This window comes from Nocardioides renjunii, assembly GCF_034661175.1.
GTDB classification, from domain to species: domain Bacteria; phylum Actinomycetota; class Actinomycetes; order Propionibacteriales; family Nocardioidaceae; genus Nocardioides; species Nocardioides renjunii.
Genome location: NZ_CP141058.1, coordinates 515752 through 536386, shown reverse-complemented (window position 1 = coordinate 536386; position 20635 = coordinate 515752). Strand labels below are relative to the sequence as shown.

Below are 20635 nucleotides of genomic sequence, written 5' to 3'. Positions count from 1 at the left end.
AATTGCACAAAAGGAGTCAGGGAATTCTTGACGACGCAATTCAGGAATTGCGTTCGAAGACCAGTCGCAATCCCTGCAGGGTGAGCCACGGTGAATGAATCGTGAAACACCCACAATCGTCGGTGAGCAACGGCGCCAAATGCCCGGTCGAAATCACGCTGACATTCTCGGCGGGCTCGCCGAGCTCGGCGATCATCCGCGCGACGAGCCCCTCGACCTGGGCGGCGACGCCGAACACCATCCCGCTCTGCAACGCCTCCACGGTGTTCTTGGCGATCACCGAGCGCGGACGGGCCAGCTCGACCGTGCGCAGCTGCGCGCCACGGCGCCCGAGCGCCTCGAGCGAGATCTCGATGCCGGGGCAGATGGCGCCGCCGACGTACTGGCCCTTGGCATTGACGACGTCGAACGTCGTGGCGGTGCCGAGGTCGACGACGATCGCGGGTCCCCCGTGAAGTGCTGCGGCGGCCAGGGAATTGACGATCCGGTCGGCACCGACCTCGCGGGGGTTGTCCATGAGGACCGGGATGCCGGTGCGGACCCCCGGCTCGACGACGATGGCGGTGACGTCACCGAAATGGCGTTCGAGCATCTCGCGCCACTCGTGCAGGACGGCCGGCACGGTCGCGCAGACGGCGATGCCCTCCACCTCGTCGGCACGCTCGCCGAGCAACCCCGTGAGCAGCATCGACCACTCGTCGGCGGTGCGCCGCTCGTCGGTGGCCACGCGCCAGTGGGCGGTGACCTCGTCGCCGTCGAGCAGCCCGACGAACGTGTGGGTGTTGCGGATGTCGGCGGCGAGCAGTGTCATGCGCTCGTCCCCGGCCCGTCGACCAGGTCCATCCCGATGTCGAACACGACGACCGAGTGCGTCAGGGCACCGACGGACACGAAGTCGACCCCGGTGGCGCCGATCCGGCCGGCGCGCTCGAGGGTGATCCCGCCGCTGGCCTCGAGCGGCACCCGCCCGGCCGTACGACGGACCGCCTCTGTCATCAGCTCGTCCGACATGTTGTCGAGCAGGATCCGCTCCGGCGGCCCGGGCAGCGCGAGCAGCTCCTCGAGCTGGTCGAGCGTCGTGACCTCGACCTCGACCGGCAGCCCCGGGTGCCGCCCCCGGATGGCCTCGAGCGCGGGGAGCGCACCACCGGCCGCGATGACGTGGTTGTCCTTGACCATCGCCATGTCCTGCAGGCTGGTGCGGTGGTTGACGCCGCCGCCGCAGCGCACGGCGTACTTCTGCAGGGCGCGCAGGCCGGGCAGCGTCTTGCGGGTGTCGAGCACCCGCGTCGGCGAGCCGTCGAGCGCCTCCACCCAGCGCGCCGTGGCACTGGCGATGCCGGAGAGGTGGCAGGCGAGGTTGAGGGCGGTGCGCTCGGCGACCAGCAGGCGCTGGGTGAGCCCGGCGACCCGCATCACGACGTCGCCGCGCTCGACGCGGGTGCCGTCGGGCAGGCGGTCGCTGATCGTCGCGTCCGCGCCGACCATGACGAAGGCGACGGCGGCGACGCCGAGGCCGGCCACGACCCCCGGCTCCCGGGCGGCGAAGACGGCCTCGCCGCGGGCGTCGGGCGGGATGGTCGAGGAGCTGGTCGGGTCGTCCGCGCGGTGGTCGGGGAGGTCCTCGGACAGCGCCCGCCGGAGCACGTCCCACACGTGGTCGAGGTCGAGCCCGGTGGCGGTGAGCTCGTCGCGCAGCTCCTGCGGCACGTCGCTGGGTCTCGTCATGCGGGGTCCCTGCGGCGTTGTTCGGAGGAGCGGAGCGGAGGAGAAGAACGTCGTGGGGTGGTCATGCGACGACCTCCGTGGGGTCGGTGGAGGGGGCGTAGGTCCACTCCACCCGCACCGTGCCGTCCGCGTCGAGCCAGGAGTCGACGTGGCCGGCCCTCGTGTCGTCGCGCTCGGGGTGGTCCTCGCGCCAGTGCGAGCCGCGGGTCTCCGTGCGCAGCGCAGCCGCCGCGGCCAGCGCGGTGCTGATGGTCAGCAGGTTGGTCGTCTCCCAGGCCGCGGGGTCGACGACGGCGTCGCCCGGGTCGAGCGTGCCGAGGACGTCGAGGGCGTCGGAGAGGCCGTCGGCGTGCCGGAGGACACCCACCCGGTGGGTCATCAGGTCCTGCATCACTCGGCGCCGCTCCCCCGAGACCAGCCCCTCGCGCCGGTCGTCCTCGGCGGGCTCGGCCCAGCCGCGGAGCTCGGCCGGAAGGACGTCGGCGATCCGGCGGGAGAAGACCAGCCCCTCGAGGAGCGAGTTGGACGCCAGCCGGTTGGCGCCGTGGACGCCGGAGCAGGCGACCTCGCCGGTCGCGTAGAGCCCGGGCACGGTCGTACGTCCCCACAGGTCGGTGGCGACGCCGCCGGAGGCGTAGTGCTGGGCCGGTGCGACGGGGATGAGCTGCGTGACCGGGTCGACCCCGTGCTCGCGGCAGACGCGGAGGATGGTGGGGAACCGGCGGGCCCAGAACCTCGATACGGCGGCTCGTTCCTCACCGCCTGCTCGATCACCGGGGTGGCTCGCTGCGCTCGCGGGCAGCCCGAGGTGGCGGGCGTCGAGCCACACGTGGGGCTGCCCGGTCTCGATCATCCGGCGGGTGATGGCCTTGGCCACCACGTCGCGGGGCGCGAGGTCGGCGAGCTCGTGCTGCCCCTGCATGAAGCGCCGGCCCTCGGCGTCGACCAGGAAGGCACCCTCGCCGCGGACGGCCTCGGAGATCAGCGGCTGCTGGCCCTGCGAGTCGGGTCCCAGCCACATGACGGTCGGGTGGAACTGCACGAACTCGAGGTCGCGGACCCGCGCGCCCGCGCGCAGGGCGAGCGCCATCCCGTCACCGGTCGAGACGCTGGGGTTGGTGGACTGGCTGAACACCTGGCCCAGCCCGCCCGAGGCGAGCACCACGGCGCGGCAGTGCACGGCGCCCACGCCGTCGCGCTGGCCCTCGCCGAGCACGTGGAGCGTCAGCCCGGCGACACCGCCGTCGGCGGCGAGGAGCAGGTCGACGGCCAGCGCGTGCTGCACGACCTCGATCTCGGGCGCGCGCTCGACGGCGGCGATCAGCGCCCGCTGGATCTCCGCACCGGTCGCGTCCCCGCCAGCGTGGGCGATCCGGTCACGGTGGTGGCCGCCCTCGCGGGTCAGCGACAGCTCGCCGTCGGGGTGGTGGTCGAAGCGGGTGCCGAGCGCGATCAGCTCGTGCACCGCCGCGGGGCCCTCGGTCACCAGGACCCGGACGGCCTCGGGGTCGCACGCCCCCGCGCCGGCGACGAGCGTGTCGCGCTCGTGCTGCTCCGGGGTGTCCTCGGGGCCGAGCGCCGCGGCGATGCCGCCCTGCGCCCACTGGGTCGACCCGGCGGCGAGGACGTCCTTGGTGACGACGAGCAGCCGCAGCGACGGATCGGCCGCGTGCACGCGCAGCGCGGCGGTGAGGCCGGCGATCCCGGACCCCACCACCACGACGTCGGCGCGGATGGTCCAGCCGGGGGCGGGCGCGCGGAGGCGGCCCGGGACCGGCCGGTGAGCAGTCATCCGTGCAGGCTAGCGAGTGGGCCGGGGCGCCAGCAGGTCGCCGCGGCTCAGCGTTGCGTCGCCGAAGGTCTCGGCCGGGTCGTAGCCGGTCGCCAGGACCTTGTTGTCCCCGTCGACGAACACCACGTGCGGCTGGTGCTCCTTGGCGTCGGCGGTCTCCATCTGGCCGTAGCCGATGAGGATGACCGTGTCGCCGGGGTGCACGAGCCGGGCCGCGGCGCCGTTGATGCCGATGACGCCCGAGCCGCGCTCGCCGGCGATCGTGTAGGTCTCGAGCCGGGCGCCGTTGGTGACGTCGACGATGTGGACCAGCTCACCGGGCAGCAGGTCGGCGGCGTCGAGCAGGTCCTCGTCGACCGTCACCGACCCGACGTAGTGCAGGTCGGCCTGCGTCACTGTCGCCCGGTGGATCTTCGAGGTCATCATGGTGCGCAGCATCAGCTGCTCCTTTCACTGGTGGTCGAGGCCGCAGGCGCGGTCCCCGCCGTCATGAGGTCAGGGGTGGCGCGGTCGAAGACGACCGGCACGTTGTCGATCAGCCGGGTGGTGCCGACCCGCGCCGCCACCAGGACCCGGCCCTCGCCGGTCTCCGGCGGCTCGCCGAGGTCGGGCCCGGTGAGGGCGAGGTAGTCGAGCTGCAGCCCCGGCTCGGCCTTGAGCACCGCCATCGCGGCCCAGCGCGCCGCGGGCACGCCGTACGCCGCCCGCTCCTGCGCGGCCCGCAGCGCCCGGCTCAGGGCCAGCGCGGTCCGCCGTTGGTCGGCGTCGAGGTAGCGGTTGCGGCTCGAGAGGGCCAGTCCGTCGGGCTCCCGCACCGTCTCCGCTCCGACGACGTCGATGCCCAGGCACAGGTCGCGGACCATCCGCCGGATCAGGACGAGCTGCTGGTAGTCCTTCTGACCGAAGACCGCGACGTCGGGGCGGACCAGGCCGAAGAGCTTGGCGACGACGGTCAGGACGCCGTCGAAGTGACCCGGCCGGGAGGCGCCGTCGAGGATCGTGGCGACCGACCCCGGCGCGACGGTGACGCCGTCGCGGACGGAGTCGTGGCTGAACCCGCCGGGGTACATCTCCTCGACGCCCGGCGCGAAGACCACGTCGACGCCCTCGGCCGCGCAGACCTCGAGGTCCGCGTCGAGCGTGCGGGGGTAGCGGTCGAGGTCCTCCGTCGGGGCGAACTGCATCGGGTTGACGAAGATGCTCACGACGAGCGGACCGTCCGTCGCTGCGCGCGCGGCACGCATCAGGCTGGCGTGGCCCTCGTGGAGGGCACCCATCGTCGGCACGAACGCGACGCGTCCGCCGGACCTGCGGGCGCCGTCGAGCAGGGCTGAGAGCTCCTCGCGGGTGGACGCGAGGACGGGGGCTGCGGTCATCGGTGCTCGGCGCCCGCGCGGGTGCCGGCCTCGGCGGCCTGCAGGACCCGGAGCATCTTCGCGGCCCGGATGGGCAGCAGCCGGCCGTCGGTGACGGCCCGGTCGAGCGTCGCGCGGGCCATCGCGACGTAGGACGGCAGCGTCTGCGGCGCCGTCGCGACGAGGTCGGCGAGGTGGGCGCGCACGGTCTCCACGTCGCCCCGGACGATCGGGCCGGTGAGGGCGGCGTCGCCGTCCTCGAGCGCGTTGTCGAGAGCGGCGGTCAGCAGCGGCCGCAGCGTGGCGGCGGGGTCCTCCGCACCGGCGGCGGAGAGGATCTCCATCGCCTCGGCCACGAGGGTGACGAGGTGGTTGGCGCCGTGGGCGAGGCCTGCGTGGTAGAGCGTGCGGCGCGACTCCGGCACCCACATCGGGCGGCCGCCGAGGTCGGCGACGAGAGCCTCGGTGAGGGCGCGGTCGGCGTCGTCGGCGGTCACGCCGAAGACGCAGCCCGACAGTCGCGGCAGGTCGACCTCGGTGCCGGTGAACGTCATGGCGGGGTGCATCGCGATGGTGGTCGCGCCCGCCGCGCGGGCGGGCTCGAGGACGGCGAGGCCGTGCCGTCCGCTGGTGTGCACGACGAGCTGGCCCTCCCGCACGGCACCGCTGGCCACGAGCATGGTGACGACGTTGGACAGCATGTCGTCGGGGACCGTCAGGAGGAGCAGGTCGCTCGCACGGGCGACGTCCGTCGGCTTGGCGGTGCGGACGCCCGGCAGCAGCTCGGCGATGCGGCGACGGGAGGCGTCGGACTCGCCGGCGGCGGCGACGACCTCGTGGCCCGCGGCGCGGAACGCGGCTGCCAGTACGGCGCCCACCCGCCCTGCTCCGATCACGCCGATGCGGTGCTTCGTCATGTCGACCTCTTCGTTTCAGTCCCTCGCGGGTACCGATCTACTGCGATCAACCTCGAGCCTACGCCTGCGGATTCCGTGGTGGAACGCCAGCGGGCGTGACGCACGCCACGTGACCGACCGGGCCACGACAGCCGGTGAGCGGAGCAGACGTGCGGGATCAGCGCCGCAGCACGCGGCGGGCCAGGACGTTGCCCGCCAGCTGCACGACCTGGACGAGCGCGACGATGATGAGCACCGCCGTCCACGTCACAACGGCGTCGAACTGACGGAATCCGTACTGCAGGGCGAAGTTGCCCAGCCCGCCGCCGCCGACCACGCCGGCGACGGCGGTCATGTCGACGATCGCCACGAAGACGAAGGTGTAGCCCAGCACCAGCGGGCCCAGCGCCTCGGGCAGCACGACCGTGCGGATGATCCGGGCGCGGCTCGCGCCGACCGACCGGGCCGCCTCGATGACGCCGGGGTCGACCGTGACGAGGTTCTGCTCGACGATGCGGCTGATGCCGAAGGTGGCCGCGAGCGTCAGCGCGAAGATGATCGCCGGGTTGCCGATGCCGGTGCCGACGACCACCCGCGCCAGCGGCTGCACCGCGGCGATGAAGATGACGAACGGGATCGGCCGGAAGAAGTTGACCAGCACGTTGAGCACGACGTTGGCGGGGCGGCTGGCGTAGAGCCCGCCGCGGCGGGTGACGTACAGCGCCAGGCCGAGCAGCAGGCCGAGCAGGCCGCCCAGCCCGAGGGTGAGCGCGACGATGTAGAGCGTCTCGTAGGTCGCCTGCCACACGAGCGGCCAGAGCTCGCCGATGTTGGTGTCGATCGCGAGGGCGGTCATCGGGCCAGCTCCGTGGTCGGGACGAGGTCGCGGACGGCGCCCACCGCGGCATCGACGGCAGCGGGGTCGCCCTCGAGCGCCAGCGTCAGGTTGCCGAACGTCTCGCCCTGGACCTCCTCGATCCCGCCGTAGACGAGCTCGAAGCGCACGCCGTGGCGCAGCAGCTCCGCGAACACGTCGCTCTGGCGGACCTCGTCGCCGCGGAAGGCGAGCTTCACGAAGCGTCCGGCGTGACGGGCGTGCAGTGCGGCGAGCGCCTCGGCGTCGGGCTCGTCGTCGACGATGGTCGCGACGAAGCGTCGCGTGACCGGCTGCTGGGGGTCGGACAGCACCCGCACCACCGGCCCCTCCTCGACGATGCGCCCGGCCTCCATCACGACGACGCGGTGGGCCAGGCTGCGCACGACGTCCATCTCGTGGGTGATCACCACGATGGTGATGCCGAGCTCGCGGTTGACCCGGCGCAGGAGGGCCAGCACCTCCTGGGTGGTCTCGGGGTCGAGGGCGCTGGTCGCCTCGTCCGCGAGCAGCAGGCTCGGGTTCGTGGCCAGCGCGCGGGCGATGCCGACCCGCTGCTTCTGGCCCCCGGAGAGCTCGTCGACGTGGCTGTGCGCCTTGTCGGCGAGGCCCACGAAGTGCAGCAGGTCCGAGATCCGCTTGTTCTGCTCGGCGCCCGGCACGCCGGCCACCTGCAGTGGGTAGGCGATGTTGCCCCACACGGTGCGCGAGCGGAACAGGTTGAACTGCTGGAAGATCATCCCGATGCCCAGCCGGACCTCGCGGAGCTCGCGCTCGCCGAGGGCGGTGACCTCGCGGCCCCCGACGCGGACGCTGCCTGAGGTCGTGGTCTCGAGCGCGTTGATCAGCCGCACGAGGGTGGACTTCCCGGCGCCGGAGTAGCCCACGATGCCGACGATCTCGCCGGCCTCGACGCTCAGGTCGACGCCGCGGATCGCCTCGACCGCGGCCCCGCCGCGAGCGGCGGGGAAGGTCTTGTGGACGTCGGTCATCTCCACGAGCGGCATCGGGGCTCCTCCTCCTCGTACGGCGTGCGGGGCGCCGCGGACTACTGGCGGGCCTCGGTGTCGGCCACGACCTCGTCGAGCGCCGCCTGGAGCTCGTCCTGGGGGACCTGGACGAGCTCGGCGGTGCCGCCGGAGACGTCCTGGACCCCGTCGAGCACGGCCTGCGTCTCCTGGTAGACCGCGACGAGCTTGGCCAGCGTGGGGTCGTCCCGGTCCTCGGCGCGGACCGCGAACACGTTGACGTACGGCAGCGCCTTGGGGTCATCGGCGTCGTCGGTGGCCAGGGCGTCCTCGAACTCCAGGCCGGCCTTCTCCACGAAGTCGTTGTTGACGATCGCCGCGGCGACGTCGGGCAGCGAGGTCGGCGTGAGGTCGGCCTTGATGGCCTTGACCTCGACCCGGGACGCGCTCTCGTCGATGTCGGCGAGCGTGGAGTAGATGCTGCCGCCGTCCTCGAGGGTGATCAGGCCGGCCGACTGGAGGATGAGCAGCGCGCGGGCCTGGTTGCTGTCGTCGTCGGGCACGACCACGGTGTCGCCGTCCTGGATCTCCTCGACGGAGTCGACCTTGGTGGAGTAGAGGCCGAGCGGGTAGATCGCGGTCGAGCCGAGTGGGACGAGGTCGTCGCCGTTGGCGACGTTGTACTCCGCGAGGTAGACGAGGTGCTGGAACTGGTTGACGTCCAGCTCGCCCTCGCTCAGCGCGGGGTTGGGCTGGGTGTAGTCGGCGAAGTCCTTGACCTCGAGGTCGATGCCCTCCTCCGCGGCGGCGTCCACGAGCACCTCCCAGTAGGGGTCGCTCGCCCCGACGGTGCCCAGCACCACCTTCGCGTTCTCCTCGCCGCCGGCGGCGCCTGCCTCGTCACCGCCGCGCGACCACAGGACGCCGGCGACGACGGCGAGGACCACCAGCACGGCGATGCCGATGATGAGGGGCGTGCGCCGCGAGGAGGGCGGCGCGATCTGGGGGAGCTCGGAGGACATGGTGGAGCCTTTCGACGTACGCGGCGGTGGGCCCGGTCCGCGCGCCGTAACTCAACTAAGTCACTACGCACACTCGACCAAGGCCATGAGGACCATAGACCGGTGGAACCGTCGCGCAGCGGACCCGTATGCCCGATCAGCCTGTGAACCGGGTCACGGAAGGGGAGTCGCCCGGCAACGGGCGGTGCCTCAGGCGCGCAGGTGCAGCCTCGCGTGGTCCGGGTCGTCGACGACGAACGGCCGCGGGGCACGCGGCAGCCAGGCGTGGGTGACGTGGTCGACCACGTGCACGCCCTCGGGCGCGACGATCTCGACGACGCCCTCGGGCACCTCGCCGGAGTGCAGCGCGTTCCAGACCAGCCACTCGCGACGCTTGCGGCGGTTGCGGATCGAGGTCGCGAACGACTCGGGGTTGGTCCAGTGGGCGAACTCGTCGCCGTCGAGCCACTTGAGCTCGACGCACAGGCCCTGCGGCAGCGCGAACATCTCGATCCGCTCCGGGGTCGTGCGGATCTCCCACTCGGGAGCCTTGGTGTAGACGTAGTCGGGGCTCATCGGGAAGCCCCACTCCTCGATGTTGCGCAGCCCGAGGTCGAGGAAGGCCCGGCTCTCGGACTCGATGTAGAGCCCGTGGCGCGGGAAGCGGATGACGGCCTCGGCCACCCCGACCTGCCAGGACAGGTCGGCCATCGAGACCTCGCCCTCGGTCGTCAGGACCATGTCTCCGTCCCACTTCCAGGAGTAGCGGGTGCGGACGTGGGAGAAGCACCAGTTGTAGAAGTAGGCGAGGGAGTGCACCGAGCGCTCGTTGACCGCGAGGTGCTCGGCACCCGCGCGGGCCACCTGGAAGGGGTACTCCTTCAGCGTGAACCGGTCGGAGAGGCCGTGCTCGGCCGCGACCCGCAGGGCCTCCTCGCCCGTGCCGTCGTCGGAACCGTTGTCGACGAGCAGGACGTGGTCACAGGCGCGCAGCAGCGGCGGCAGCACGAAGCGCAGGCCCGGCGCCTCGTTCTTCACGCGCAGCACCGCGGTCGCCCCGCGGCGGAGCCCGCCGGGCTCGTTCCACGGCCAGACGATGTCGAAGTCGGCGTGCCCCTCGATGTTGGTCAGGCCGTGACCGGAGCCGATGGGGACCGTCACCGGTCGTCCCGCTCGCGCCCGAGCGCCTTGCGGACCCCGCGACGCACCGACGGCGGGATCGCGGCGCGTACGTCGTGGGGCACGCGGTCGGCCAGCGACCGCGACGGCGCCTCGGCGGCGGACTCGGCGAGCGCCTGCCGGCGACCCTGCAGGCGGGCGTGGACCGAGCTCGAGCGACTGATCGCGGCGGCCTCCTCGTAGAGGTCGACGTACTCCTCGCGGAGCTGGTCGAAGGTGGCGCGCGCCTGAGCGGTGTCGCCGCCCTCGTCGGCGAGCTTGTTGAGCTCCTCCCACGTCTGGCCGGTCAGCTCGTGGAGGCGCCGGGGCAGGGCGAGGTCGTCGAGCGTGGCGGTGACGCGGCGCAGGTGCGGGTCGATGAAGCGGTGCACCTCGCGGATCTGGTCGCTGCGCGTGTGGATGATCGTCTGCAGCCCCAGCGCGTGGCCCAGGGCCGTGCTGGTGCGCACCCAGTCGGTGAGCAGGTCCTCGTAGCGGACGAACACGCGCCCCCCGTCGCCCTCGGCGGGCCGCGTCGCCCGCTCGGTGTGGAGCAGCATGTTGACCCAGCTGGCCGCGAGGTGCGCGGAGCCGAGCTTGTTGGCGTAGTACTTCTGCTTGGAGCCGACTACCTCGGCCGGCGGGCGGAGCATGGTGGCGAAGACCGGCGTCGCGCCCGTACGGATCGCGGCGACGCGCCACAGGCCGAGGAACCAGCTCAGCCGGGGGTCCTTGACGACGAGCTCGGGGTGCTCGGCGAAGTGCGGCTCGAGCCACTCGCTGACCCGGATCCGGGCGGGCTCGCGGCTGCAGATGCGGCCGGTGTCGAACCACGCCGTGGGCCGCGAGTCGCTGACCTGCACGAGGGCCTCGGCGAGCCACTGGTCGTGGACGTCGACGACCCACTGCGGCTCGCTGAACCCGCGGGGGTTGGAGTCGTCCGGCGGCACCTCCGGCAGCGGGACGTGCATGCCGAGGCGGGAGACGATGCCGGCGAGCGTGCTGGTGCCGCTGCGCCCGGCGCCGGCGACGAAGAGGACCTTCCGCGGCACTCCGTCGGGGTTCATCTCGTCGATCGCTCTGGGCTGCTCGGTCACGGCGGGCAGCCTACCGGCGGGCCCGGCTCCCGAGCCGCGCACCACTAGGCTCGCGCGACATGAAGCGGCTGTTCTCCCGGGCTCCCCTCCTCGGCGTGGTGGTCCCCGCCTGGGGCGTGGAGGACTACCTCGACGACTGCGTCCGCTCACTGCTGGCGCAGACCCACACGCGGTGGGAGGCGGTGGTCGTCGACGACGGCGCGACCGACCGGACCGGCGAGATCGCGGACGAGTGGGCCCGCCGGGACAGCCGCATCAGCGTCGTGCACTCGGCCAACGGCGGCCTCGGCGCGGCCCGCAACCTCGGCGCCGCACACGTGCGCGGCGACTACCTCGCGTTCCTCGACTCCGACGACGTCCTGCCGCCGACGGCGTACGCCGACCTCGTCGGGGCCCTCCAGCGGTCGGGCTCCGACTTCGCGACCGGGTCGGTCGTGCGCTGGGAGGGTGACCGGCTGGTCGAGCCGCCGTGGATGCGCCGGCTGCACCGGCCGCTGCGGGGCGCGCGGATCGAGGACCGGCCCGAGATCCTCGGCGACGTCTTCGCCTGGAACAAGGTGTGGCGCCGCTCCTTCTGGGACGCGTCGGGCCTGGCCTGGCCCGAGGGCCTGCGCTACGAGGACCAGCCCACCACCACCCGGTCGTTCCTCGACGGGTCGTTCGACGTGCTCGACGAGGTGGTCTACCGCTGGCGCATCCGGGAGGGCTCGATCACCCAGAGCCGCGCGTCGTCGATGGAGGACCTCGCCGACCGGTGGGAGACCAAGCGGCAGGCCCTGGCGTCCGTGCGCGCGCACGGCTCGGCCGAGGTCGAGCAGGTCTTCGTCGACCGGGTGCTGGCCGGCGACCTGTGGCGCTACTTCCTGCTCGTGCCGGGGGCTCCCGACCCGTGGTGGCGGCTGCTGCGCGCCGGGGTGCTCGAGCTGTGGGGGCAGCGCTCACTGGTGCACAGCGGGCTGCCGCCGGTGCACCGGCTGGCGGGGTGGCTGGTCGCCGAGGACCGGCGCGCGGACGTGGTCTCGCTGATGGAGTGGGCGGGGACGCTCGACGGCCCGGCACCCCGGGTGCAGGACGTCGCCACCGGCGCCTGGCGGCTCTCGGTGCCGCACTCCGTGCTCGACGACAGCACCGTACCGCCCGAGGCGCTGGCGCTGCGGGAGCACGAGGTGTGAGCTCGGCCCCGGCGCCGCTCCCCCTCGCGCTGCTGCTTCACGACGCTGCTGCTTCACGACGGTGCTGCTTCACCACGGTGTGCAGACCGACGGGCACGCCCCTCGGTCACGTGATCGAGGGACGTGCCCGGGCGGCTGCACACCGTGGTGAACGGCCAGGCTGAACGGTCAGGCGGGGATCAGAGCAGGCCTTCGGACTCGAGGAACTCCTGCGCGACGGCGGCCGGCTCCTCGCGGTCGATCTGGACCTGGACGAGCAGCTGGCCGAGCGTCTCGTTGTCCAGCGCGGCCATCAGGTCGTTGAGGGTGCCCTCGACGTCCGGGTGGTCGGCGAGGAACTCCGACGACACGGCGGGGACGAGGTTCTGCGCGGGCTGGATGCCCTTGTCGTCCTCGAGCAGCAGCAGGCCCTGGTCCTCCAGGGTGCCGTCGAGCGTGCTGGTCTGGCCGATCTGGGCCTCACCGTCGAGCACCGCCTGGAACGTCTCGGTCGAGGCGTAGCCCAGCGGCTCGAGGGTGATGTCGATGCCGTAGGTGTCGACGAGGCCCTTCTCGCAGTCGGTGCGGCCCTTGCAGTCCGGCGCGGCGGCGAGCGTGACCGCCTGCCCCTCGAGGTCGGACAGCTTGGTGACGCCCTCGGCGTCGGAGAACTCCTGGCTGGCGAAGTAGCCGTTGGCGGAGAACGCCTCCGAGGGCTCGAGGAGCGTGATGCCCTTCTCCTCCAGCAGGGTCGCCCCGGCGTCGATCGTCTCCTGGGCGTCGCTGGTGGAGAGCGGCTCGGCGTCGGGACCGTTGGCGTCGGTGTTGAGCTGGTCGACGATGCCGGCGACGTACTCCGGCGCGATCTGGACGGCGTCGGGCATCTCGTTGAGGTAGACCGGGCGGGTGTCGACCAGGCGGGTCTCCACCTCGTAGCCCTCGGCCTCGAGGACCTCCTGGTACATCGCGGTGACGAGGGCTGCCTCGTCGAAGCTCTGGCTGCCGATCACCACGGAGGTGCCCTCGCCGGAGCCGCCCGAGCCGGAGCCCGAGGTGGTGGGGTCGTCGTTGTCCTCGGCGAGGTCGTCGCCGGCGCAGCCGGCCAGCAGGGCGGCGAGCGCCAAGCCGGTCACTGCCATGAGCGGACGTCGTACGTGCATGTCGTTCAACCTTCTGTGTCCCGTGGCCGAGCCACGCGTGTCCGGTGATGCGAGCGGTGCCGCTCAGCCCCCGGTGGGGGCCTCCGTCACCGTAGCCGAGCGCACCGACAACGCCTCATCACGATCCGGTGACGGACCCCGCGGCATGGGGTCGACCGCCCGCTGCAGGGCCGCGGCGGCCACCTCGAGCACCAGCGCGACGACGGCGACGACGACCGCGCCGGCCATCCCCTGGGCGTAGTCGTTGCGGGCGAATCCCTCGGTGATGATCCGGCCGAGACCGGGCCCCGCGACCAGCGCCGCGATGGTGGCCGTCGCCCAGACCTGCACCAGCGCGAGGCGTACGCCCGAGGCGACCACCGGCAGCGCGAGCGGCAGCTCGACCCGCCGGAAGCGCTGCGCCGACGACATCCCCATGCCGTCGGCGGCCTCCAGCACGTCGGGCGACACCTCCCGCATCGCGACGTAGCCGTTGGTGATGAGCGGCGGCAGGGCGAAGAGGACCAGGGCGATGAGGGTGGCCAGGCCGGCGCGTCCGTAGGGACCGAAGTCGGCCGAGCCGGGCCAGTCGGCGGCCACCAGCAGCGCGAGCAGGGCGAAGGTGGGGACCGCACGGCCGACGTTGGAGACGTTGACGGCGAGGAAGCCGCCGCGACCGATGTGGCCCAGCCACAGCGCGAGCGGCAGTCCGAGCAGCATGGCGGCGACGAGCGCCGTGGCGGTGAGCAGCAGCTGCTCGAGCAGGCGGGCCACGAACCCGCCGGCGCCCGTCCAGCTGTCGGGGTCGAGGAGGTACTGCCAGGTCTCGGCGAAGAGCTCCATCAGCGCGTCCCCGCCGTCCACGGCGTGAGCACCCGTTGCAGCACCACGAGCAGGACGTCCAGCACCAGCGCGAGCACGACGCAGAGCACGGCCGCGGTCATGAGCTCGGCGCGGAAGTCGCGGGCGACACCGTGCGAGATGAGGTTGCCGAGCCCGCCGTAGGACACCAGGGTGCCGACGGTCGTGAGCGCGATCGTGGACACCGCCGCGACGCGCAGCCCGGCCATCGCGACCGGCAATGCCAGCGGCAGCTCGACGCGGGTCAGCATCCGCGCCCTGCCGTAGCCCAGTCCCCGCGCCGCCTCGCGCACCTCGTCGGGCACCGAGCGCAGACCGTCGAGCAGCGCGCGCACCAGGATCGTCAACGCGTAGAGCCCGAGCCCGATGACGACGGTCGCCGGGGAGAGCCCCGTGAAGGGCACCAGCAGCGGCAGCAGGGCGAGCGACGGGATCGTGTAGAGCCCGGCGCTGAAGCCGAGCACCGCCGACTCGAGCCGCGTGTAGCGGCGGGCGAGCAGGGCGAGCGGGAAGGCCAGCACCACGCCGAGCGCCAGCGCGGCGAGGGTGATGGCGACGTGCTGGACGAGCGCGTCGGTGATCTGCTCGTGCCGGTCCTCGACGTACTGCCAGCAGAACCACTCGTTGACGAACCGGCTGTAACAGCTCGGCTCCGCCGCGCTCACCAGTAGTGTCACGAGCATGGACGCTACCGCCTCGGTCGCCGGATCGACGCCACCCGCGAGGACCGGCGGGGCCACCGGCTCGAGTGACGCGATGATCCGCCTCGAGGGGGTCGGCAAGACCTATCCCGACGGCACCGTCGCCGTGCACGAGCTCGACCTCGACGTCGGCCGCGGCGAGATGGTCTGCCTCGTGGGCCCGTCGGGCTGCGGCAAGTCGACGACGCTGAAGATGATCAACCGGCTCATCGAGCCGACCACCGGCCGCATCTGGCTCGACGGCCACGACGTCACCGGGGAGGACCCGGTCGCGATGCGGCGCGGCATCGGCTACGTCATCCAGCAGATCGGCCTGTTCCCCCACCAGCGCATCGAGCAGAACGTGATGACGGTGCCGCTGCTCTACGGCGAGTCGAAGGCCACCGCCCGCGAGCGGGCCCACGAGCTGCTCGCGACGGTCGGGCTCGACCCCGAGCAGTACGCCCGCCGCTACCCCCACGAGCTCTCGGGCGGGCAGCGCCAGCGCGTCGGCGTCGCGCGGGCGCTGGCGGCCAACCCGCCGGTCCTGCTGATGGACGAGCCGTTCGGCGCCGTCGACCCCGTGGTGCGCCGCGGGCTGCAGGACGAGTTCCGCCGGCTCCAGGAGGAGCTCGGCAAGACCGTGGTGCTGGTGACCCACGACATCGACGAGGCGATCCGCATGGGCGACCGGGTGGCTGTCTTCGCCGTCGGCGGTCGGCTCGCCCAGTTCGCCACCCCCGTCGAGCTGCTCGCGCGCCCGGCCGACGACCAGGTGGCCGACTTCGTGGGCGCCGGCGGGCTGCGCGGGCTCTCCGTCACCCGGCTGCGCGCGGAGCACCTCGAGCCCCTCGACGGCGTCTCCACCGGTGACCTCGGCTCGGCCATCGACATCGACTCCTCGCTCGAGGAGGCGCTCGCCGCGATGCTGCGCCACGACAAGCCGATGGTCGGCGTGCGTCGCGGCCCGACGTTCCTCGGCGTGCTCACCCCGGCCGGGGTGCACCGGGCGCTGCGGGAGTCCCTGCGCGCCTAGCGCTACGTGACCGGCACATCCCGGTGCCAGGACTCGGTGACGTACGTGGTGCCCCAGCCCATCGCGGTGTAGATCCCGTCCGCGCCGGTCGGGGAGTCGGCGTCGACCTCGAGGCCGACGCGGTCACGGCCGCGCGAGGCCGCGTCGGCGATGATCGTGCGGAGCAGGCCGGAGGCGACGCCGCGGCCCCGGGCGGACTCGAGGACCCCGAGGTAGGCGACGTACGACCCGTCCGGGCCGGTGGCGGACTCGCTCACGCTGCCGACCAGCGCGCCGGCCGGCTCCACCGCGCCGGTCGCCTCGTCCGCGACCTCGGCGAGCCACCAGTGGTCCCAGCGGTGCCCGGGGTCCTCGCGCAGGCGATGGATGAACTCCTGGAAGGTCTCCTCGGCGGAGTTGAAGTGGTCGGTGAAGGCCCCCTCGAGCACCTCATGGACCGCGCGCAGGTCGGCCTCGTCGGGCATGCCGTCCGAGTCCGGGCCGCCCTGCCGCTCGACGAGGCGGAAGACGACGCCCTTGCGCTCCCAGCGCGCCGGGTCGGGCACCAGCTCCGCCTCCGCTGGCTCGACGGAGCGGCTCATCTGCCACCAGGTGCGGACCTTCTCGAAGCCGGCTGCGGCCAGCCAGGCGTGCTGGCGCTCGTCGTCGGCGAACGCGCCCGTGTCGATCTGCTGCACCTCGAGCCCCCGCGCGGCGCCGACTGCCTGCGCCTGCGCCTCGGCCCACTCGAAGAGGACGGCGCTGCACCGGTCGGCCACCGCGTCGTCGACCGCGCGGTCGACGATGTGGACGAGGAGCATCCGGCCCTCGGCGCGGTCGTGGACGCTCCCCCACGCCCGGACGACGCCGTCCGGGTCGCGCACGACGACGTTCTCCCGCATCAGCAGGCCGCGCTCGGAGACCTCGACGAGGACCTCGTCCGTGCCCGAGCCCGCCCAGCCGCGGCCGGCGCGCTCGTGGCCGCGCAGCAGCTCCGCCAGCCGCTCGACGGTGGCCGCGTCGGCGCCGTCAGGTGCCTCGACGACCCAGCCGCGAGGCAGGCCCGGGTCCTCGGGCAGCGCGTCGGCGGGATCGCTCTCGAACCTGTTGTCCTCGGGGATCACGGTCGGCCATTGTTCCGTACGCCGTCACGGCCCACCCCGGCGGTGAGTGAGGCAGGGTCCGGATGCAGAAAACCTGCCTCACTCACCGCCCGATCGCCTCGGCGGTGGGTGAGGCAGGTTCTGCGTCACGAGAAGCTGCCTCACTCACCGCTCGATCGCCTCGGCGGTGGTGAGGCAGGTTCTGCGTCACGAGAAGCTGCGTCACTCACCGCCCGGCGGGGCAGCACGGGCCGGCGGTGAGACGGGGAGGGCGGTCAGGCGCTGCGGTGGGCGCTGCGCGCGACGGTGGCGCGCAGGGCGTCGAGCTCGGCGCGGACCACGTCGAGCTCGGCCTCGAGCTCGGCGACGATCACGATGGCCTCGGCGGCGCGCCCCTCGGCGTCGTCACGGCCCCGCTCTGCGATCTCGCGGCCACGCTCGGCGGCGTCGGCGCGACGGGCTTCCTGGCCGCGCTTGAGCTGTGACTCGGCGGCGGACTTCTGGGCCGTCGACAGCGCGCGCTCGAGCACGGCGAGCGCCTCCTCGCGGTCGGCGATCTTGCGGCGCATGTCGGCGGCGAAGGCGGCGGCCTCCTCGGTGCGCTGCTCGGTGAGGACGCGGTAGTCCTGGGCCTGCTGGGCGCGGTCGCGCGCGGCGTCGCGGCGGGCCTGCATGAGCTCGGAGTGGGTGATGCGGGTGGCGGCCGCCCCGAGGACGAGGGCCACCACGGCAGCGACTGCGGTCAGGCCGGCCGACGAGGACACCAGCGCGGCCACGACGACCGCGGCGGCGACGGCGAGGAGGACGACGGCGACGACCAGGCGCGTGCTGCGCTGGCGACGACGTGCCGCCGCGCGGGACGCCTGTGACTGCTGGGGCTGCTGGGAAGGCATGGCGCCACCCTAGGCCTGCGGCCGGCCCCCGTCCGTGCGACACGCACGCTCGAGGGCCAGTGAGGCGAGGGCCACGACCGCGCCGGCGACCGCCGCCACCAGGGCGCGCAGGATCCAGCGGTCGGCGTACTGCGAGTCGTCACCCAGCCAGCTGACGGCGTAGCCGACGTAGCCGGCGCCCACCAGCGTGCCACCGAGCGCGCACGCCCGGGCCAGGACGAGGCGGTTGACCGCCTGGTGCGGCTCGAGCCGCTCGCCGCGCACCTGGACCGTCTGCCAGGTGTGCCACGCGAGGAACGACATGATGAGCGCGACGAGGACCAGCGCGAGGGCCTGGGACCACGAGACCAGCGGCGCGCTGCCACCGACGCGGACCATCAGCGGGTGGATCCCCCACCCGAGGACCAGCCCGACCACGGCGCAGGTCGTCAGCGCCCGCGCCGACGTCGGACGCAGCGACCCGTGTGGCTCCGTCGGCTCGTCGTCCGGTCCGGGCTGGCTCACCAGCGGGTCACTCGACCTCGAGCGTGAGGTCGTCGCGCTTCTTGACTCCCGTCGAGTCCGCCGCCATCAGCAGGTCGGCGATGGGGCCGCGGTCGGGGAAGACGGCGTCGGGCTCGAGGTCGTGCCAGGGCTGCAACACGAACGCCCGCTCGTGGGCGCGCGGGTGCGGCAGGCGGAGGAAGTCCTCGTCGGAGCGGCGGTCGCCGACCACGACGAGGTCGACGTCGAGCGTCCGGGGGGCGTTGCGGACGTGGGTGCGCTCGCGCTCGTAGGCGTCCTCGATCGCCAGCGCGCGCTCCATCAGGCGCGCGGCAGGCAGCGTGGTGTCGGCGAGGACGACCGCGTTGAGGTAGGGACCGGAGCCGTCGGGCGAGTCGACCGGGGCGGTCTCGTAGACCGGCGAGACGCCGGTGACGAAGAAGTCGGGGGTGTCGGCGAGCGCGTCCACCGCTCCCTGCAGGGACGACAGCCGCTCACCGAGGTTGGATCCGAGAGCGACCACCACCCGGCGGATCGGGTGCATCTCTCCGGTGAGGGAGTCGGCATCCACGAGGTTGGGATTGGGTGTCTCAGTCATGAGCGTTGCCTCGCGTTCTGGTGATCGTCAGCGCGACGTCCGAGTACGTCGCGTCGATGGGTGCATCAGGTTTGTGGAGCGTGACTCGCGCCCATTCAACACGAGTGTCCAACAGGCACACATCGGCGATGCGTTGCGCGACGGTTTCTATCAGGTCCACCGGATCGCGCTCCACGGCGGCCTTCACGTCGGCGGTCAGGGTGCCGTAGTTCACCGTCTCCACCAGGTCGTCGGTGGCGGCCGCGCGACGCGTGTCGATCCCCAGCACCAGGTCGACGACGAAGGTCTGCCCCTCGCGCCGCTCGAAGTCGAAGACGCCGTGGTGGGCCCAGCACTCGATGCCCGTCACGGACAGCTCGTCGGTCATGCGTGGTCCTCCCAGTGGGACAGCGGGTCGGTGGCGTCAGCCTGTGGGGCGTCGGAGGACTCGCCAATCGCCGCTCCCATCGCCGCGACGACGGCGAGCGCGTCCCGCGTGGCGCGTACGTCGTGCACGCGCAGGCAGTCGACGCCGCGGGCGGCCAGCAGCGCGACGAGGGCCGCGTGGGCGTATTCGCGCCCGTCCACGGGCCGCGGCTCGCCGTCGACGGCGAGCAGCCGGCCGAGGAAGGACTTGCGGCTCGCCCCGACCAGCAGGGGGCAGCCCAGCTCGCGCAGCGAGCCGAGCGAGGCCAGCAGCTCCCAGTTGTGGTGGCCCTCCTTGGCGAAGCCCAGGCCGGGGTCGAGCACGACCCGCTCGCGCGGCACCCCGGCCGCCTCGATCGCCTCGAGGCGGTCGCCCAGCTCGCGGCGGACGGACTCCACCACGCCGTGCGGGGAGTAGTCGGCGAAGTCGCGCATCCGGTCGGCGTGCGCGCGCCAGTGCATGGCGACGTAGGAGGCGCCGTGGTCGGCGACGACGTCGAGCACCCGCGGGTCGGCCAGGCCGCCCGACACGTCGTTGACGATCCGTGCCCCGGCGGCCAGCGCCGCCTCGGCGACCTCGGAGCGCATCGTGTCCACGGAGAGCAGCGCACCGCTCGCGGCGAGCTCGCGGATCACCGGCACGACCCGGTCGAGCTCCTCCTCGACGAGCGGGCGGGTGGCGCCCGGGCGGGTGGACTCGCCACCGATGTCGAGCAGGTCGGCCCCTTGGGCGAGGAGGGCGCGGCCGTGGTCCACCGCCGCCTCCGTGGTGTCCCAGCGGCCGCCGTCGGAGAACGAGTCCGGGGTGACGTTGACGACCCCCATCACCCGGGGAGCACGTGGGCGACGGCCCTCGGTCACCTGGTGCCCGAGATCAACGCCATCGCCTCGGCGCGGGTGGCCTGGTTGGTCAGCATCGCGCCGCGCACCGCGGACGTGATCGTGCGCGCGCCGGCCTTGCGCACGCCGCGCATGGTCATGCAGAGGTGCTCGGCCTCGATCACGACGATCACGCCGCGCGCCTCGAGGATCTCCATGAGCGAGTCGGCGACCTGGGTGGTCAGCCGCTCCTGCACCTGCGGGCGCCGGGCGTAGACGTCGACGAGCCGGGCCAGCTTGGACAGCCCGGTGATCTTGCCGGTCTCGGCGGGGATGTAGCCGACGTGGGCGACCCCGGTGAACGGCACGAGGTGGTGCTCGCACATCGACCACAGCTCGATGTCACGGACCAGCACCATCTCCTCGTGGCCGATGTCGAAGGTGGTGGTCAGCACGTCGCGGGCCGTCTGGCGCATGCCCAGCGTCATCTCGGCGTACGCCCGTGCGACCCGCGCCGGCGTGTCGAGCAGGCCCTCGCGGGAGGGGTCCTCCCCCATCGCGGCCAGCAGCTCGCGCACGGCTGCCTCGGCCCGCTCGTGGTCGAAGTCGGGCACCTCCT

At 73.1% G+C, this 20635-nt stretch carries 23 protein-coding genes; 2 read left to right on the top strand and 21 right to left on the bottom strand.

Annotated elements, in window-relative coordinates:
• Positions 1–40: 40 nt before the first annotated feature.
• The 11 genes from SHK17_RS02475 to SHK17_RS02425 form a co-directional block, all read right to left on the bottom strand.
• The gene (locus SHK17_RS02475; RefSeq protein ID WP_172269416.1) at positions 41–811 is read right to left on the bottom strand and encodes a type III pantothenate kinase; all 771 of its coding nucleotides are present in this window, start codon (positions 809–811) and stop codon (positions 41–43) included.
• Positions 808–1728 (bottom strand): carboxylating nicotinate-nucleotide diphosphorylase, encoded by a 921-nt coding sequence (gene nadC / locus SHK17_RS02470; protein ID WP_322920976.1) that lies wholly within the window; start codon positions 1726–1728, stop codon positions 808–810. Before nadC ends, SHK17_RS02475 begins: the two co-directional genes overlap by 4 nt.
• A 61-nt stretch (positions 1729–1789) precedes the next feature.
• Positions 1790–3520, bottom strand: coding sequence for an L-aspartate oxidase (locus tag SHK17_RS02465; protein WP_322920975.1), 1731 nt, complete (start codon positions 3518–3520; stop codon positions 1790–1792).
• Between the two features lie 9 nt (positions 3521–3529).
• The gene (gene panD / locus SHK17_RS02460; RefSeq protein WP_322920974.1) at positions 3530–3958 is read right to left on the bottom strand and encodes an aspartate 1-decarboxylase; all 429 of its coding nucleotides are present in this window, start codon (positions 3956–3958) and stop codon (positions 3530–3532) included.
• The gene (gene panC / locus SHK17_RS02455) at positions 3958–4896 is read right to left on the bottom strand and encodes a pantoate--beta-alanine ligase (protein WP_322920973.1); all 939 of its coding nucleotides are present in this window, start codon (positions 4894–4896) and stop codon (positions 3958–3960) included. The genes panD and panC overlap by 1 nt, the downstream gene beginning before the upstream one ends.
• Positions 4893–5792 carry a Rossmann-like and DUF2520 domain-containing protein gene (locus tag SHK17_RS02450; RefSeq protein WP_322920972.1) on the bottom strand — a complete coding sequence of 300 codons (900 nt, stop codon included), beginning with the start codon at positions 5790–5792 and terminating at the stop codon, positions 4893–4895. The genes panC and SHK17_RS02450 overlap by 4 nt, the downstream gene beginning before the upstream one ends.
• Positions 5793–5949: 157 nt before the next feature.
• Positions 5950–6627, bottom strand: a complete 678-nt coding sequence (locus SHK17_RS02445; RefSeq protein WP_322920971.1) for a methionine ABC transporter permease — start codon at positions 6625–6627, stop codon at positions 5950–5952.
• Positions 6624–7652 carry a methionine ABC transporter ATP-binding protein gene (locus tag SHK17_RS02440; RefSeq protein ID WP_322425093.1) on the bottom strand — a complete coding sequence of 343 codons (1029 nt, stop codon included), beginning with the start codon at positions 7650–7652 and terminating at the stop codon, positions 6624–6626. Before SHK17_RS02440 ends, SHK17_RS02445 begins: the two co-directional genes overlap by 4 nt.
• 41 nt (positions 7653–7693) lie before the next feature.
• A complete protein-coding gene (locus SHK17_RS02435) occupies positions 7694–8635 on the bottom strand; it encodes a MetQ/NlpA family ABC transporter substrate-binding protein (RefSeq protein ID WP_322920970.1) in 942 nt (313 codons plus the stop codon).
• Between the two features lie 189 nt (positions 8636–8824).
• Entirely contained in the window at positions 8825–9775 is a 951-nt protein-coding gene (locus tag SHK17_RS02430) for a glycosyltransferase (protein WP_322920969.1), read from the bottom strand.
• Positions 9772–10869, bottom strand: a complete 1098-nt coding sequence (locus SHK17_RS02425) for a sulfotransferase family protein (protein ID WP_322920968.1) — start codon at positions 10867–10869, stop codon at positions 9772–9774. The genes SHK17_RS02430 and SHK17_RS02425 overlap by 4 nt, the downstream gene beginning before the upstream one ends.
• A 59-nt stretch (positions 10870–10928) precedes the next feature.
• On the opposite strand from SHK17_RS02425, the gene SHK17_RS02420 reads away from it, so the two are divergent.
• Entirely contained in the window at positions 10929–12041 is a 1113-nt protein-coding gene (locus SHK17_RS02420; protein ID WP_322920967.1) for a glycosyltransferase family 2 protein, read from the top strand.
• A 179-nt stretch (positions 12042–12220) separates the two neighbouring features.
• On the opposite strand, the gene SHK17_RS02415 is transcribed toward SHK17_RS02420, so the two are convergent.
• The 3 genes from SHK17_RS02415 to SHK17_RS02405 all read right to left on the bottom strand — a co-directional run bounded on the left by SHK17_RS02415 (position 12221) and on the right by SHK17_RS02405 (position 14703).
• Entirely contained in the window at positions 12221–13180 is a 960-nt protein-coding gene (locus tag SHK17_RS02415) for a glycine betaine ABC transporter substrate-binding protein (protein WP_322920966.1), read from the bottom strand.
• Positions 13181–13243: 63 nt separating this feature from the next.
• The gene (locus SHK17_RS02410; protein ID WP_322920965.1) at positions 13244–14023 is read right to left on the bottom strand and encodes an ABC transporter permease; all 780 of its coding nucleotides are present in this window, start codon (positions 14021–14023) and stop codon (positions 13244–13246) included.
• Entirely contained in the window at positions 14002–14703 is a 702-nt protein-coding gene (locus SHK17_RS02405; protein ID WP_172269393.1) for an ABC transporter permease, read from the bottom strand. The genes SHK17_RS02410 and SHK17_RS02405 overlap by 22 nt, the downstream gene beginning before the upstream one ends.
• On the opposite strand from SHK17_RS02405, the gene SHK17_RS02400 reads away from it, so the two are divergent.
• Positions 14702–15736: an ABC transporter ATP-binding protein gene (locus tag SHK17_RS02400; protein ID WP_405030390.1), complete on the top strand. Its 1035-nt coding sequence runs from the start codon at positions 14702–14704 to the stop codon at positions 15734–15736. The genes SHK17_RS02405 and SHK17_RS02400 overlap by 2 nt on opposite strands.
• A gap of 2 nt (positions 15737–15738) precedes the next feature.
• Here SHK17_RS02400 and SHK17_RS02395 read toward each other — a convergent pair whose 3' ends face one another.
• The 7 genes from SHK17_RS02395 to folE form a co-directional block, all read right to left on the bottom strand.
• On the bottom strand, positions 15739–16839 hold the full coding sequence (locus SHK17_RS02395) for a GNAT family N-acetyltransferase (protein WP_322920964.1): 1101 nt from the start codon (positions 16837–16839) through the stop codon (positions 15739–15741).
• Positions 16840–17093: 254 nt separating this feature from the next.
• The gene (locus tag SHK17_RS02390; protein WP_322920963.1) at positions 17094–17711 is read right to left on the bottom strand and encodes a hypothetical protein; all 618 of its coding nucleotides are present in this window, start codon (positions 17709–17711) and stop codon (positions 17094–17096) included.
• A 9-nt stretch (positions 17712–17720) separates the two neighbouring features.
• Entirely contained in the window at positions 17721–18215 is a 495-nt protein-coding gene (locus SHK17_RS02385; RefSeq protein ID WP_322920962.1) for a DUF3180 domain-containing protein, read from the bottom strand.
• Positions 18216–18222: 7 nt separating this feature from the next.
• Positions 18223–18792: a 2-amino-4-hydroxy-6-hydroxymethyldihydropteridine diphosphokinase gene (gene folK / locus SHK17_RS02380; RefSeq protein ID WP_322425104.1), complete on the bottom strand. Its 570-nt coding sequence runs from the start codon at positions 18790–18792 to the stop codon at positions 18223–18225.
• Entirely contained in the window at positions 18785–19159 is a 375-nt protein-coding gene (gene folB, locus SHK17_RS02375) for a dihydroneopterin aldolase (protein WP_172269385.1), read from the bottom strand. Before folB ends, folK begins: the two co-directional genes overlap by 8 nt.
• The gene (gene folP, locus SHK17_RS02370) at positions 19156–20022 is read right to left on the bottom strand and encodes a dihydropteroate synthase (protein WP_322922003.1); all 867 of its coding nucleotides are present in this window, start codon (positions 20020–20022) and stop codon (positions 19156–19158) included. Before folP ends, folB begins: the two co-directional genes overlap by 4 nt.
• Before the next feature lie 32 nt (positions 20023–20054).
• On the bottom strand, positions 20055–20630 hold the full coding sequence (gene folE, locus SHK17_RS02365) for a GTP cyclohydrolase I FolE (protein ID WP_322425217.1): 576 nt from the start codon (positions 20628–20630) through the stop codon (positions 20055–20057).
• Between the last annotated feature and the right edge of the window lie 5 nt (positions 20631–20635).

What these genes read in the sequence shown, in the direction of transcription:
- SHK17_RS02475 (WP_172269416.1), bottom strand. Translation starts at nt 811, where the DNA reads ATGACACTGCTCGCCGCCGACATCCGCAACACCCACACGTTCGTCGGG.
- nadC (WP_322920976.1), bottom strand. Translation starts at nt 1,728, where the DNA reads ATGACGAGACCCAGCGACGTGCCGCAGGAGCTGCGCGACGAGCTCACC.
- SHK17_RS02465 (WP_322920975.1), bottom strand. Translation starts at nt 3,520, where the DNA reads ATGACTGCTCACCGGCCGGTCCCGGGCCGCCTCCGCGCGCCCGCCCCC.
- panD (WP_322920974.1), bottom strand. Translation starts at nt 3,958, where the DNA reads ATGCTGCGCACCATGATGACCTCGAAGATCCACCGGGCGACAGTGACG.
- panC (WP_322920973.1), bottom strand. Translation starts at nt 4,896, where the DNA reads ATGACCGCAGCCCCCGTCCTCGCGTCCACCCGCGAGGAGCTCTCAGCC.
- SHK17_RS02450 (WP_322920972.1), bottom strand. Translation starts at nt 5,792, where the DNA reads ATGACGAAGCACCGCATCGGCGTGATCGGAGCAGGGCGGGTGGGCGCC.
- SHK17_RS02445 (WP_322920971.1), bottom strand. Translation starts at nt 6,627, where the DNA reads ATGACCGCCCTCGCGATCGACACCAACATCGGCGAGCTCTGGCCGCTC.
- SHK17_RS02440 (WP_322425093.1), bottom strand. Translation starts at nt 7,652, where the DNA reads ATGCCGCTCGTGGAGATGACCGACGTCCACAAGACCTTCCCCGCCGCT.
- SHK17_RS02435 (WP_322920970.1), bottom strand. Translation starts at nt 8,635, where the DNA reads ATGTCCTCCGAGCTCCCCCAGATCGCGCCGCCCTCCTCGCGGCGCACG.
- SHK17_RS02420 (WP_322920967.1), top strand. Translation starts at nt 10,929, where the DNA reads ATGAAGCGGCTGTTCTCCCGGGCTCCCCTCCTCGGCGTGGTGGTCCCC.
- SHK17_RS02415 (WP_322920966.1), bottom strand. Translation starts at nt 13,180, where the DNA reads ATGCACGTACGACGTCCGCTCATGGCAGTGACCGGCTTGGCGCTCGCC.
- SHK17_RS02400 (WP_405030390.1), top strand. Translation starts at nt 14,702, where the DNA reads ATGGACGCTACCGCCTCGGTCGCCGGATCGACGCCACCCGCGAGGACC.
- SHK17_RS02405 (WP_172269393.1), bottom strand. Translation starts at nt 14,703, where the DNA reads ATGCTCGTGACACTACTGGTGAGCGCGGCGGAGCCGAGCTGTTACAGC.
- SHK17_RS02390 (WP_322920963.1), bottom strand. Translation starts at nt 17,711, where the DNA reads ATGCCTTCCCAGCAGCCCCAGCAGTCACAGGCGTCCCGCGCGGCGGCA.
- folK (WP_322425104.1), bottom strand. Translation starts at nt 18,792, where the DNA reads ATGACTGAGACACCCAATCCCAACCTCGTGGATGCCGACTCCCTCACC.
- folB (WP_172269385.1), bottom strand. Translation starts at nt 19,159, where the DNA reads ATGACCGACGAGCTGTCCGTGACGGGCATCGAGTGCTGGGCCCACCAC.
- folP (WP_322922003.1), bottom strand. Translation starts at nt 20,022, where the DNA reads ATGGGGGTCGTCAACGTCACCCCGGACTCGTTCTCCGACGGCGGCCGC.